Source organism: Haloferax profundi (assembly GCF_001469865.1).
GTDB classification, from domain to species: Archaea; Halobacteriota; Halobacteria; order Halobacteriales; family Haloferacaceae; genus Haloferax; species Haloferax profundi.
On the sequence record NZ_LOPV01000629.1, the window covers coordinates 1 to 13,058 of the forward strand.

At 50.5% G+C, this 13,058-nt stretch carries 11 protein-coding genes; 6 read left to right on the top strand and 5 right to left on the bottom strand.

Annotation, left to right across the window (positions count from 1 at the left end; genetic code table 11):
* Positions 1-251, bottom strand: a 251-nt coding sequence (locus AUR66_RS22330; RefSeq protein ID WP_197409868.1) for an alcohol dehydrogenase catalytic domain-containing protein, incomplete at its 3' end; no start/stop codon positions are given.
* Positions 252-577: 326 nt separating this feature from the next.
* Here AUR66_RS22330 and AUR66_RS18035 point away from each other — a divergent pair.
* The 4 genes from AUR66_RS18035 to AUR66_RS18050 all read left to right on the top strand — a co-directional run bounded on the left by AUR66_RS18035 (position 578) and on the right by AUR66_RS18050 (position 5,968).
* Positions 578-1,348, top strand: coding sequence for an IclR family transcriptional regulator (locus AUR66_RS18035; RefSeq protein ID WP_058573531.1), 771 nt, complete (start codon positions 578-580; stop codon positions 1,346-1,348).
* A gap of 1,147 nt (positions 1,349-2,495) precedes the next feature.
* A complete protein-coding gene (locus AUR66_RS18040; RefSeq protein WP_058573532.1) occupies positions 2,496-4,109 on the top strand; it encodes a BCCT family transporter in 1,614 nt (537 codons plus the stop codon).
* A 181-nt stretch (positions 4,110-4,290) separates the two neighbouring features.
* On the top strand, positions 4,291-5,415 hold the full coding sequence (locus tag AUR66_RS18045) for an aromatic ring-hydroxylating oxygenase subunit alpha (protein WP_058573533.1): 1,125 nt from the start codon (positions 4,291-4,293) through the stop codon (positions 5,413-5,415).
* Between the two features lie 136 nt (positions 5,416-5,551).
* Positions 5,552-5,968, top strand: coding sequence for an EamA family transporter (locus AUR66_RS18050; RefSeq protein WP_157533222.1), 417 nt, complete (start codon positions 5,552-5,554; stop codon positions 5,966-5,968).
* A 108-nt stretch (positions 5,969-6,076) separates the two neighbouring features.
* Here the strand turns inward: AUR66_RS18050 and AUR66_RS18055 are convergent, their stop codons facing one another.
* On the bottom strand, positions 6,077-7,537 hold the full coding sequence (locus AUR66_RS18055) for an acetyl-CoA hydrolase/transferase C-terminal domain-containing protein (RefSeq protein ID WP_058573535.1): 1,461 nt from the start codon (positions 7,535-7,537) through the stop codon (positions 6,077-6,079).
* Positions 7,538-7,539: 2 nt separating this feature from the next.
* Positions 7,540-8,112, bottom strand: a complete 573-nt coding sequence (locus tag AUR66_RS18060; protein ID WP_058573536.1) for a MaoC family dehydratase — start codon at positions 8,110-8,112, stop codon at positions 7,540-7,542.
* 155 nt (positions 8,113-8,267) lie between these two features.
* Between AUR66_RS18060 and AUR66_RS20865 the strand changes: the two genes are divergently transcribed.
* Together AUR66_RS20865 and AUR66_RS18070 are read left to right on the top strand one after the other, a co-directional pair.
* Positions 8,268-9,641, top strand: a complete 1,374-nt coding sequence (locus AUR66_RS20865) for an MmgE/PrpD family protein (protein ID WP_082682274.1) — start codon at positions 8,268-8,270, stop codon at positions 9,639-9,641.
* A gap of 115 nt (positions 9,642-9,756) precedes the next feature.
* On the top strand, positions 9,757-11,418 hold the full coding sequence (locus AUR66_RS18070; RefSeq protein WP_058573538.1) for an aldehyde ferredoxin oxidoreductase C-terminal domain-containing protein: 1,662 nt from the start codon (positions 9,757-9,759) through the stop codon (positions 11,416-11,418).
* Positions 11,419-11,435: 17 nt separating this feature from the next.
* On the opposite strand, the gene AUR66_RS23320 is transcribed toward AUR66_RS18070, so the two are convergent.
* Together AUR66_RS23320 and AUR66_RS18075 are read right to left on the bottom strand one after the other, a co-directional pair.
* Positions 11,436-11,720, bottom strand: coding sequence for a MoaD family protein (locus AUR66_RS23320; protein ID WP_082682275.1), 285 nt, complete (start codon positions 11,718-11,720; stop codon positions 11,436-11,438).
* 119 nt (positions 11,721-11,839) lie between these two features.
* A partial coding sequence (locus tag AUR66_RS18075; protein ID WP_082682276.1) for an MmgE/PrpD family protein occupies positions 11,840-13,058 on the bottom strand: 1,219 nt, incomplete at its 5' end.

The window sequence follows — 13,058 nt, forward strand, 5'->3', positions numbered from 1 at the left end:
GGGCCGAAAAGCATCACACGGTCGCCAGGTTCGTATTCACGAACCTTGTTGCCAACTTCGAGAACGGTTCCACTTCCTTCGTGACCGGGATAGGTGAAGATACCATCAGGTAAATCGTCCGGGATATCCATCCCTTTCCACGCCCTGAAGTCGGCATCGCATATACTTGCTTGCTCGGTTTCGACCAGCACTTCGTCAGGAGCAAGGGATAGATCTCGTTCAACGAGCTCTAAGCACCCTGGCTCTGGCATTCGTATACTTCGTGCTCTCATGTTATCGCAGGTATGCGTTTTGATTCGACGTACATAACCTTTTCCCCAAAATTGGACAAATACACCCAAACAGGCGGTTACCGAAATGGTGTGTGGGCCAAAGGCGATATCCATAGACGTTTTGTCTAATTTTGAGTCCGAATTTGAATGATGGTTGAAGGTGCGAGTTACATTGGTCTGTATTTGTGTGCTGTGACCAACCAACACAGTCAGACACCAGCATTATACGATTGTTGTAATCATACATTGTGTGGAAACCTACGACCAGATACTTATAGGTTGAACTGGAACGCAACCATACATCAATGAACGTCACAAACAATAACGGTGGACAAACCATTCAAGGAGTCGAGACAGCTTTCATGATCATAGAGTCGTTAGAATCCAAAAACGGGGCAACCGTCTCGGAAGTTGCCGATGAACTCGGGCTCGCAACCAGCACAACGTACGTTTATTTCAAAACACTTCGCAAGTTGGGCTACATCAAGAAGGATAATCAGCGGTACCAAGTTGGCCCCCGTTTTCTCAAACACGGCGGATACGCGAGAAAACAGTTGCGAATCTACAACGCTTCTAAGAAGCAAATCGACAAACTTGCCGATGAGACGAATGAACTCGTGAGTCTCGGTATTGACGACGGTGGTCAGCGAGTCGTAATTTACCGAGCGGAGGGAGAAAATGCTGTCTACGATCAATCACCGACAGGGGATTATACACATATGCATTGGAGTGCGCTTGGGAAAGCGATACTGGCGCATCTACCAGACGAGCAGGTCGAGGAGATTGTTGAAGCACACGGTCTCCCAGAGGCCACGAAGCATACAATCACCGACAAAGAAAGATTGATCGAAGAGCTAGAGCAGATAAGGGAGATTGGATATTCCATTGAGGATGAGGAACGTGAATTAGGGATCAGGTCTATCGCCGTTCCTGTGATCAGCGATGGAACAGTAGAAGGTGCAATATCTGTGGCGGGTCCGAAGAACAGAATCACCGACGATTACATCGATACTGAACTCGTCGAAGATCTCCACAACAGTGTCAATATCATCGAGCTTCGGTTTAGACACTACTAACCGCAATTATTGTTAAAGACACGCCCCTGAGAAGGCAGATAATCTGCTTGGACCTCCATTAGAGTAGTTCCAATATTTCTGGAATTATTATACTGTGTTGCCTGAACGATTGGCATTACAACCATACAGTTGTAATAGACTGGTTCGCTTAGACCCTATCTCCAAAATGATGAATTCCCCTGTATGCGTTTGCTAACTATCCTCATTCGAGTGGTCTACATAACGTTGCCGCTCATAGTATTGGACTCACTCGAACCAATCGACGCTGCCCGACCACCCGGCTAGTGGATTACTTCGCAGACTACACCGACTACATGGTTGTTGGACTGCTTGAAGCGATGCTCAGGCAGTCGACAGTCCGTACCCAGAGCACTCACCGGTATAGAACTATACCATTTCTACTTCCGACTTTCCCCATGACTCCCGAGAAAGAAGAACACCCCGTGAGAAGAACTTGCGTGCTATGCCCCTCGTTTGTTGGAACCATTGGCTTCGTGTATGTCCGTGGAGGTTCCAATCTATGTGAACTGAACCGGTTTCATAATCTGGTATAAAATGACCCTCAAAATAGTTGGTGGGCCAGTTCACATTAATACATTTACTCAATCTTGAGTAATATTATTTACCATTCAACGGTTCGCGTTTTCGATTGACAGACGGGAGTTCCTACTGAACACCTATGGTCTAAGTTGAAATGAAATACGTCGCCAGAACCGAACGGTGGGGCGTCATTCGCTAATCACACCACAACTCACGGCTACCGCAATCAAGACCACTGTGGCTACTAGACGACGGTTTGACTATCTACTCATCTAGCCAATCATACAGATCTCGAGAGACTCAGTATGGCCAAGGGAGATTCACAATCGTACTCTTTTATCAATTGGTTTCAATTCGAGTGGTGTCGATATGATATCTCAACGAGCACCGCACAGTCCAGCATCTTCCCTCATAGTGACTCTTTTATAAATAAGTTCGATCAAGATTCGAGACGAAATAGTAGCGTGGGGTGAGAATACTGAAAGCCCAAAATGCGTCGTTTTGAACCCTCTAGCAGGTGATCAGCTTCGTATTCTCGCCATTATATTAAGCAAATTACACCTACCACATGATTTATCATACCACAATATAATGGCCTATGTGAACCATGCACAGTCTATGGCACTTGCTGGGTTTGAAAGACACGCGCAGATCAGAGAAGGCATTGTTCTTCTCGACGATCGGACTCCTCATCGCATTAATTGGGGTGGGATTGTCTGATCCGAACTTACTCAACAATACACTGAACGGAGCCTTCGATTGGGTGTTATCGAGCTTTGGATGGTGGTTCATCCTGCTTGGCTTCGTTTTGTCGGTCATCACCATCTTCTTGGTGTTCTCACGGTACGGCGATTTGCGAATTGGAGGACCAGACGCCAAACCGGAGTTCGACGTATTCTCCTGGTTTGCAATGGTGTTCACAGTCGGGTTCACCTCCTCAGTTATCTTCTGGGGCGTCGCCGAACCCGTGAGTATTGTCAATAGTCCTCCCCCAGAGCCGATCCCAATTGCTGGGGCGTCTATCGAATCGCTCTCACTCGCGTTCATGTACCTACATAACATCCTTCCCGGGTTGATTGCGTGGTACCTGCCGTTCGCACTTGCGTTCGGGATTATCGTGTACACGCGCGGTGTAGAGCAGTACAAGATCAGTTCGATGCTCGAGCCCCTTCTCGACCGAGACGAGTACGGTTGGCTCTTCTGGATCGTTGATTTGGCCGCCCTCGTCGCAATCATTGGTGGCCTCTCGACGTCACTCGGTGCAACAGGGCAACAATTAGCTGGTGTCCTATCTGGAGTATTCGGATTTGAATCGTCCTTGCTGACATACGGGTTGTTTGCACTGATCGGTGCAGTGTTCCTCGGCGACGTCTGGCTTGGGCTTCGGTCGGGGATTCGAAATGCAGCAAGAGCAACGGTTGTCCTCGTTCTCCTATTCTTCGCGATTCTGGTCGTCGTTGGACCGACGATGTTCATCCTCAACGTTGGCCTCGACTCGCTTGGAATTTGGCTTGACAACCTCATTCGACTCTCGTTGTACTCTGCACCAACAAACGGTGGAACCTGGCCTCAGCAGTGGACGAGCTTCTGGTGGGCTTGGTGGTGCGCATGGGGTATCTTCGTTGGAAGCTTCGTCGCTCGTGTGTCCAAGGGCCGTACAGTCAAAGAGACCTTCGTCGTGCTTGGCGTCGCACCGGCAATTCTACTGTGGGTCCAGCACGCAATCATCGGCGGATGGGCACTTTCCCCAGGTAACCTCGAAGCAATTACCACTGCGATGAACGAGAGTGGGTACCCCGCTGCATTCGCTGCAGGCTTATTGAACACACCGCTCACTGGCTTGCTGGGAATCATATCCGTGCTGATGCTCTCAGGGTACCTCATCACGTCCCTGGACTCCGCAGTGTTCATGCTCGCGAGCATCACGCTCGGAACAGAAGAGCCAAACGCCCGAAACCGTGCTTGGTGGGGAGTCCTCCTCGCAGCGCTGGGTATCATGACGTTAGAACTTCCTGGTGCTCGAGCACTTGAGGCGTTCTCGGCTGTTCTCGCACTTCCGTTTACGGTGTTCATCTTGGCGATTATCTACGCGACCTTCGTCGCTGCACGTGAGCACTTCGTAAACGACCTGGACGTCGAGACAGATACACTCCTCACACGTAAGGAGGCAGGCACCAAGTCTGGATTGAAGACTGACTCAAGTGCCCCACAGGACGACTAAGTTCCCCCATATATCCTCGGCCGGTTTGTCCAGGTTCGAGATCAGTCCTCCTGTCATGCGGTTATTTTAGTCATCTCTACGCCGAGTGACTTCTTGGATAGAAAGTTGAAGCACATCGTGGCTGTTGTCATTTTGCAGTCGCCCTAACATTTATTATAATTCGTGCAAGAAAATGCTATGTATGACACAGTGGACCACAGAGTCCGGTAGTGCCAAGCCTATAAGCGAGGACGTTACGGACGAAGCGAATGCATTGCCAGCGAGCTATTTCACTGACCCCCAGATTTTCGAGCAAGAGCTAGAGGATGTGTTCTCGAAACACTGGATTTACGCAGGTAATGTGAAGACACTCGAAGAAACGGGTGACTACATCACTCGTGACATCGGTGGGAAGAACATCATCCTGATCAAGGACGACGAGGGTGACATCAACGGTATGTACAATGTGTGTGCACACCGTGGAGCGAGAGTCCTAGACGACGCTGATGCAGATGACCCAGGTAACGTGGGGGCCATTCAATGCCCATACCACGTTTGGACATACGATTACGAAGGGAAACTTCAGAGCGCTCCCGCATCTTTCGAGAATGCGAATATGAACCCGGACCTCGAAGATGAGGACGTTCCCAACCTCCATCCCGAAGAACACGGTCTGAAAGAAGTCAGTGTGGAGACTGTTGGTCCGTTCATATTCGTCAACCTCGACACAGACCCTGATCCAATCGAGGACATGCTCGGATCGATGGCAGAGGAAGTCACCGATTTGAACCTGACCCAGTACGAGCACGTCGACCGCGTCGTTACTGAAGTCGACTGTAACTGGAAGGTTCTTGCAGGGAACTACTCCGAGTGTGACCACTGTCAGTCTAACCATCAAGATTGGATCCGAGAGATTTCTCTCGACGACTCCACCCTCGAAGTGAACGATTATCACCTCGTCCTACACTACGCGTACGCGGATCACGTTGACGTGGATGCTGATGAGGCACTGTTCTACTACCTGTGGCCAAACTTTGCTCTCAACATCTATGGGACTGCAGACGGCTACGGCACGTACGAAGTCTACCCTGCCGATGAGGACACGACACTGCTCATCGCAGACTACTACTTCGAAGATAATCGGATGACAGAAGAACGTGAGGAGATGATTGAAACGAGCCTCCAATTACAAAGGGAAGACATCGAGCTTGTCGAACGCCAACAAGACGGTCTTCGCTCCGGTGTGCTTGAACAGGGGCATCTCGGGCCGAACGAACACACGGTGCACAAGTTACACAAACTAACGTACGACGCACTCCATGGGTAATCTCGACGGGAGCCGAACAGACGAGAAACGCATAGAGTAGAAAGACGCCCATCAAGAAAGACACCGTGCTTAATCCGATTCAACCACTGACCGTTCGTTGTCCAACAATCTCCTTTTTGCAGAGGGAGTGGTGACTATGACTAAATCCTCAGTTCTGATGCTGGCACTGCTGTCGACAGTCGCGTATGGTGTCTGGGCAGCGCTCGCACAGGTGGCTTCACGTAAACTATCCCCTGAGTTGACTGTCGTCATCTCCTGTTCGTTTGCAGCAGTTACTATCGGAGCCTACATCCTACACAATGGCGGACAAGTTCCGAGGTCTGCCAGTGGCCTTGCGTTTGCTCTTCTCACGGGACTCGCACTCTCGATTGCGATGCTGAGTTTCTACCGTGGTGTCGAAATCGGAAGTACAGCAATCGTCTCACCTATCGTTGCGCTCTACTTCGTCGTCGCAGCGATTCTTGGAGTGGTGTTCTTTGAGGAAACACTCCACATGAACGATTTCGTCGGAATCGGCTTTGCCATCGCTTCCATCGTTCTTATTTCTCAGTAGCTCTCTTTTCTATATTGCTTCTCTAAGTGTGGAACCTACGCGAATGGCAAAAGGCCATCAAGCGTGTGGCTGGCTCAAAAATACAGGGCCGTGAGCGCTATTGTTGCGTTAGTTCTGCCAATCGAAGACCTGATCGAGGTCGTGAGGAATGTGGCCTCCTTCTGCTCGTGCGTCTTCGAAGTATTCAGTTAGGTCGTCACGGAAGGACGGATGTGCGCAGTTCTGGATGAGCAATTTGGCTCGTTCACGCGGCGACTTCCCACGCAAATCAGCAACACCTTGCTCGGTCACGACAACCGAGATGTCGTGTTCTGTGTGGTCGACGTGAGGGACCATCGGAACAACTCTCGATAAATCACCTCCTTTTGCAGTTGAGGGGAGTGCAACGATTGGGACTGCAGCATTGCGGTTGAAGTCGCCGCTGCCTCCAATCCCGTTGATGGCTTTTGACCCATTGACGTGTGTCGAGTTCACGTGTCCATAGATGTCGATTTCGAGTGCACTGTTGACTGCAACGATGCCAAACCTGTCGGCCAGAGTCGGATTATTAGAGATGGACGCCGGACGAAGAACAACGTCTTCGAGATATTGGTCGATGTTCTCGAAGAACCGCTCTTGGCCCTCCTCAGAGAAGGCTAACGACGTCGCACTCGCGACGTTCAATTTCCCTTCATCCAGCATGTCGAGGAGGCCATCTTGGATCACTTCCCCGAAGTAATTCACTTCTCGCGAGCCAAAGTCGGTATTAGCAATCGCGCCCATCAGAGCGTTGCCAAGACTCCCAACACCGAACTGAAGGTTGATGACCTCGGATAAGACAGGATTGTGTTCGACTTCGGTAGCAAGGAAGTCGGCGAGGTTGGAAGCGATTTTCCGGTCAGTATCGGACGGATCTCGGAAGACGTACGGTGTGTCTCGGCGGTTCGTCCTGACGACTGCTTCCAGTTTTCCACTGTCAAATGAGATCTCCGAGGAACCGATACGCCCTCCCGGTGAACGGAGTGGGAGTGGCTCTCGATGCGGCGGAGCATTCCGTCTATAGATGTCGTGGAGCTGTTGTAGGGCGAGAGGCTGTGATTCGTTGATCTCTACGATCAATCGATCTGCTGAGTCAACAAACGCAGCAGTGTGACCGAGTGAGGTCGATGGGATAAGCCAGTCGTGACCGACTGCAACTGCTTCGACAACAGCGACGTCGAGATCAGCAGTTCGACCAAACTCGACTTCGTCACTGAACCGTGAGATGTGGCGGTCGTGGTACGCTAGCTCGCCGCTGTTTGCGGCGGCTCGGGAAGCTGAGCGCGATTGATAAGGGAAACGCCGTTCGACCGCACCTGCCTCAACGAGGTCGGTATCGATCTCTTTTCCAACACTTCCACCGGAAGCAATCGTCAACCCAAAGTCACGAGAGCTTTGTGCAATCGCTTCAGGGACGGCTTTCGGGTAGCCAACGCTCCCAAATCCACTCACACCAACAGTGGCAGACGCTGGAAAGTCGTCAGCCACGCCCGCAGCAGTAGCCAGAGGGAGATCGTCTGCGATCCGTTCGGTGACGTTCAAATCTGCCATTTTTATTCGAGATCCTCTGGCTGGGTCCCGATTCCTTCGGTCCAACCCGGTGGCGTCGCTGCAGTTGGTTCAGCATGTTCACGTTTCATGACCATGGGCGTCCGCTCAAGAGTGAGAACAAGCTCGCCGTCTTGATTGTACGCACGCAGTTCAGTCTCAACGATACCAACGTGATCACGAGACTCACTTTCACGCTTGCTGATTACCTCGCTTTCAGCGTAGATTGTGTCTCCGTGGTAAACGGGTGCATGGTGGCGGATCGAGTCGTATCCGAGGTTTGCCGTTGCGTTCATCGAGATATCGATAACGCTCATACCAACGACAAGCGAGATCACGACTGGGCCGTCAACGAGTCGTTCACCGAATTCGGTTTGTTCTGCATACTGCTCGTTGAAATGCATCGGGTTGAGGTTCATCGAGACGTTAGTGATCCAGACATTGTCCGTCTCAGTCACCGTCTTTCCGAAGGGGTGCTTGTAGATATCACCGACCTCGAAATCTTCGAAATACCTTCCTTGCCATCCACTCACTAGCTGTCGATCTGCATCAGCACTTTCGGCTGTTTGTTCCGCCATAGCGATTCGCAATATGAGGTTTCATTACATAAATTCTGGGGGTATCGGCAGACTGAGGTACGAAGTAGCTACATCCCAGATACCTCTGAGGAACCCAATCGTGGTAGGGAACATCGTGCAAGGTTTTTTGCAGTCTCACCATTATAGATCAGACGATGAGCAATCAAAAAGTGCAGCCGAAGCAGCGGCCAGCTAAAGAATTGGCTTCATTCGTTTCCAATTTGGATTTCGAATCGCTTCCCGAGGAAGTCGTTTCGACCACTGAACGAATTTTCGTCGACGAAGTCGGGGTACTCCTTGCTGGTTTGGCAGACGATGCAACAGAGAGTGTGAGTCGACTTGTACAAGGACCCGATGCTGACCCAGGGGCGATCCTCACAGAATACGTCTCGACTTCTGAGATGGACACTGCATTTGTCTTGGGAACTGCGGGGCATGCGTTCGACTTCAACAATACTGCAATGGGTGCGATCCATCCAAGCGTCGCACCGATTGCCGGAATTCTTGCTGTTGGAAGTCGTGTCAATGCAACTGGTGAAGAACTCATTACGGCGTACGTCTCGGGATACGAAACACAATGTTATCTAGGAACTGCGATACTCCCCTCACACTACGAACGAGGCTGGCATCCCACCTCTACACTCGGGATATTTGGTGTGACCGCGGCAGTAGCTTCGTTGTTGAATCTTGACGAACGAGAGACAGAACACGCTCTAAACCTTACTTCCTCACTTGCATCAGGTGTCGTCGAGAATTTCGGGACGATGACGAAGCCTCTGCACGCGGGTCACGCAGCTAAGTCAGGCGTGACTGCAGCCCTCCTCGCGCAAGATGGGTTCACAGCTGGTGAGACTGCAGTGGGAACAGAGGGCGGATTCTTGGATTTATTCAGTGGAAGCCAACCACCAGTAATCGATTTACTACCCGACCTGGGAACCGAGTGGGGGCTGCTTGAGCATGGTATCGAGATGAAGAAATACCCCTGTTGTTCGTTCACTCACTCAGGAATTGCAGCCACCAACGAGATTCGAACACAGCACGATGTCACTCCTGAGGAGGTTGAATCAATCGAAGTGATTGCTTCTGAAGGTGCAGCTGACTGCCTACAGTACCCGTCACCGTCGACAGGAGTTGAAGCCCGGTTTTCGATGCCGTATGTCATCGCACGTGTAGTTGCAGATGGACAGATCGGGCTCACAGCGTTTGAAGATAATAGTATTGACGAGGAGACCATCCATGGCCTCCAACAGAATGTACACTTTCATGTCGACGACGAATTCCCTTACAATTCGCATCGCACAGTGGTTAAAGTGGAGACGACAGATGGAGACATACTCTCGTTTACTCAGGAGACACCACCGGGTTCGGTCGATAATCCGCTCACTGATGAGGAACTGCGGTGGAAATTCGATGAGTGTATCGACTACTCACCCCTAAATGTCGGAAAAGACAAACTATTCAACCGATTATCAAATCTCTCGGAGCAGACATCTATTCAGCGGATCCTCGGCCCAATTCATAATACGTAGGTGATCACAGTGTAGGGCTACTTTGATCGCTACACGGTATCTCAAGCGGGATGTGTTCTCATTAGCATGTGATTCTCCGACACACTTTTGACTGACAATTGAAAACACAAGTAACATGCTGCACGCTAAGGGACCACTAGTGACAGTTGATGTCACAGAGCGTCGAGTGGAGTCGGAAGATATCGATAGGCTTCTGGAAGAGTTCATCGGTGGACGAGGCATAGCTACGAAACTTGCTCACGACCGTATTCCATACGATGCAGATCCGTTCGGCGCAGAGAACCGTCTCTATCTCTCGACGGGCCCACTACAGATGTCTCGCATGAGTTTCACGGGACGGATGAACTTGACAAGCCTGTCTCCCTTGACTGATGGACTACTCTCTACGAATGCGGGTGGCTATCTATCGAGGAACTTTGTTGGAACAGGGAACAGCGTTATAGAGCTGACTGGGATGAGCGATACACTCCTCGCAGTTCACATCTCGGACGAGGGTGTTGAATTCGAAGAAGTTCCCGAACTCAAAGAAGCGACTGTGCCAGAAGTAACCGAGTACATGAACGACCAACGAGGTCTGGAAAGTGAGAACTTGGTGACGATTGGCCCCGCTGGTGAGAATCAGGTGCGATATGCAAGCGTGATGACCTACGATAGTCGTGCATTTGGGAGAGGTGGTCTCGGGGCAGTGATGGGCGCAAAAAACGTCAAGTGCATCTCGTTCACAGGAAGTTCGGAACCGCCGATTGATATTGATCCGGATATCCAATCAGAGATCCATCGCGAAGCTGCTACAGCAGATGATATGATGAAGCGGCACGGGACAACTGCCGGAACGGGCTTTGTAAACGACAACTTCTCACTACCCACGAAATACTTCCAAGAATACTCATTTGCTGGTGCAGACAAGATCAGTGAACACGCACTTGAAGAGAAAAAGTACTCGAAAGAAGCCTGTTCGGTGTGCGCCTTTGCTTGTAAGCTCCCGACGCGAGACGAAGAGACAGGTCTCGAAACCGAGGGGCCAGAGTATGAAACTGTGTTCTCGTTCGGGAGCAATCCAAAAATCGATGATATCGTGGACGTGATGAAGTCGAACGAGCTCTGTGATACACTGGGATTAGATACCATCAGCGCGGGAAATACCATTTCCGCGTATTTGGCTGCTAATGATGAATTTGGAAATGCTGACCTCGTTCACCAACTCGTAGAGAAGATTGCCTACCGAGAAGGTGTCGGTGACCTCCTCGCAGAAGGGATAGACAGATGTCATGGTGAACTCGGTGTACCGAACTATACTGTCAAAGGACTTGATTTCTCGGCTCACGATGGCCGAGTTCTCCATGGGACTGCACTGAGTTATGCAGTTGCGAATCGAGGAGGCGACCATATGTATTCGACAATTCATCACTTGGGCTATAGTGGTGAATTAGACCCGGAGGGACTGGACGGGAAACCCGAGATACTCGTTCGAGAGGAGAATATCAATGCAGTTCGTGATTCCGGTGTTGTTTGTGAGTTCTCAAGCCGTGGCTATCTCGGTCCTGAGGGATACGAAGCCCTTTTCAGAACCGATCTTGATTCGCTGCTGAAGCTTGGTTCGAAGGTGGTCGACCTGGAACGCCACTTCTTCAATCAACGTGGAATCGATCGAGACGACGATTCGTTACCCTACGAGATACCGGGGCTCGAATCCGCTCTCGACGAGTACTACGAACTGCGAGGCTGGACTGACGAAGGCCGAGTTCCTGAATCAAAAATGCAGAAATTACTGGTTTGAAAACACAGCCAGTTGAATCACCCTCCCGCGACGGGCGGTGAGAGGCGCACTACATCTTCGTCATTAAGCACTGTGTCCATCCCATCGAGATGTTCGATGTTTCGTTTGTTTACCGTAATATACGTCTGTTCAACGAGGTCAGTGGGGGAGCTCATCTTCCTTTCAGATGACGAGGGGAACCTGCTAAGTAATTCACTGAGAAGTAACTCAACCGTCGCATCGGCGGATACTTTTTGCGATAGCGAGTTCGTCCCAATAGCTTCGCGATAAGGACCATACAATTGCACCGTTACTACGATCATGCTTCTATCTTCAATTGAAGAATTGGTCCATCATATATCTCCGGATTGGGCAAATATGCAGGAACCATCAGGAAGGAACGACAAAGGAAGACCGTTCTACATCCCACTCTGAGGGTTGGTTATCTACGTAGAGAGTCACAAATCTTGGAGACGTCAGAGACATTCCGGAGGTTCAGCAGTTGTTCGAGAGCACGCGCAGCAGCAGTCCGACCTACTGTTTGTGTCGCACAGTTCATGAATTTTGACTCGATTTCTGAATCGGTAAGAGGATTCTCGTGTGTTCCCGGAGGCTCGTGGCAAACTGTTTGGAGGGTCGTCCCACACTGTAATTCAATTTCAACAGTAGTCTCAAAATCACCAAATGGGATATCCTTGTTTCCTTCGTATAGAATGCGCTGGCGGAGGTCCTCGACGATCTCGTTATCTAGCTGTTCGTCGGTGAAGTCTCCTAGAACTAACTCGCCCTCAACGAGCGCTTTCGCCACGGCATACTCCATCGAAAACTTCGCTTCAAGCCCTGATGAAGGGTTCGGGTACTGGAGATCAGACTTCGTGAATTCCGGTGCGAGAATGGTCACTGCGTGGATTTCGTTAGTCGAAAATTCGTAGTCCTGAGATAGTTCTAAAGCACCAGCAATAGCGGCATGTGCATTCCCGCAGCATGGATATTTTTTCAGGTGATAGGTTGTATCGTATAGCGACAACCAATCGTGTTCTAACTCTAACTCTGGTCTAGTGTCGTCGTGACCACCCATATAGAGTGAGACGAATTCGTCAAAGGCTCTTTTGTCAGCGGTGAACCCTTCAGACGCTAGCAGTACTGCAGTAAGTCCTGAACGTGCAGCGTGCCCGACGTGAAGTGGCTTCGTCATCGTCCCAAAATTCTGTCGTAATCCTGCAGGCATCGAGGAAGCGATATTGAAGGCGTGTTCGGTCTCTTCAGGTGATAGATCGAGGAGATTGGCCGTCGCCGCTACGACACCAAATATGCCGAGCGTTGGAGTCGCGTGCCAGCCGGACTCAACGTGCCATTCGAGATCATACTCGTGTGCGAGATGGTATTGGGTTTCGAGACCAGCAACATACGCAGTCAAGACGTCAGCACCATCTAAACGCTTCTTGGAGGTGCACGACAGAAGTGTAGGGACGAGTAAAGAACTGGGATGGTTGTTTGTCACGAGCGAGTCGTCATCGTAGTCGAGCACGTGAGCAAATGTAGAGTTTGCAAATACAGCATCGGTTAGTGATGCCGTTTGCTTAGTCCCCAATAGCGCAGTATCACCTCCGTGAATGTTCAATGCAGAAACGTACCCTAGGACAGTCTGACCTGCGTCTTCT

What these genes read in the sequence shown, in the direction of transcription:
- AUR66_RS18050 (WP_157533222.1), top strand. Translation starts at nt 5,552, where the DNA reads ATGACTAAATCCTCAGTTCTGATGCTGGCACTGCTGTCGACAGTCGCG.
- AUR66_RS23320 (WP_082682275.1), bottom strand. Translation starts at nt 11,720, where the DNA reads ATGATCGTAGTAACGGTGCAATTGTATGGTCCTTATCGCGAAGCTATT.
- AUR66_RS20865 (WP_082682274.1), top strand. Translation starts at nt 8,268, where the DNA reads ATGAGCAATCAAAAAGTGCAGCCGAAGCAGCGGCCAGCTAAAGAATTG.
- AUR66_RS18035 (WP_058573531.1), top strand. Translation starts at nt 578, where the DNA reads ATGAACGTCACAAACAATAACGGTGGACAAACCATTCAAGGAGTCGAG.
- AUR66_RS18070 (WP_058573538.1), top strand. Translation starts at nt 9,757, where the DNA reads ATGCTGCACGCTAAGGGACCACTAGTGACAGTTGATGTCACAGAGCGT.
- AUR66_RS18060 (WP_058573536.1), bottom strand. Translation starts at nt 8,112, where the DNA reads ATGGCGGAACAAACAGCCGAAAGTGCTGATGCAGATCGACAGCTAGTG.
- AUR66_RS18040 (WP_058573532.1), top strand. Translation starts at nt 2,496, where the DNA reads ATGCACAGTCTATGGCACTTGCTGGGTTTGAAAGACACGCGCAGATCA.
- AUR66_RS18055 (WP_058573535.1), bottom strand. Translation starts at nt 7,537, where the DNA reads ATGGCAGATTTGAACGTCACCGAACGGATCGCAGACGATCTCCCTCTG.
- AUR66_RS18045 (WP_058573533.1), top strand. Translation starts at nt 4,291, where the DNA reads ATGACACAGTGGACCACAGAGTCCGGTAGTGCCAAGCCTATAAGCGAG.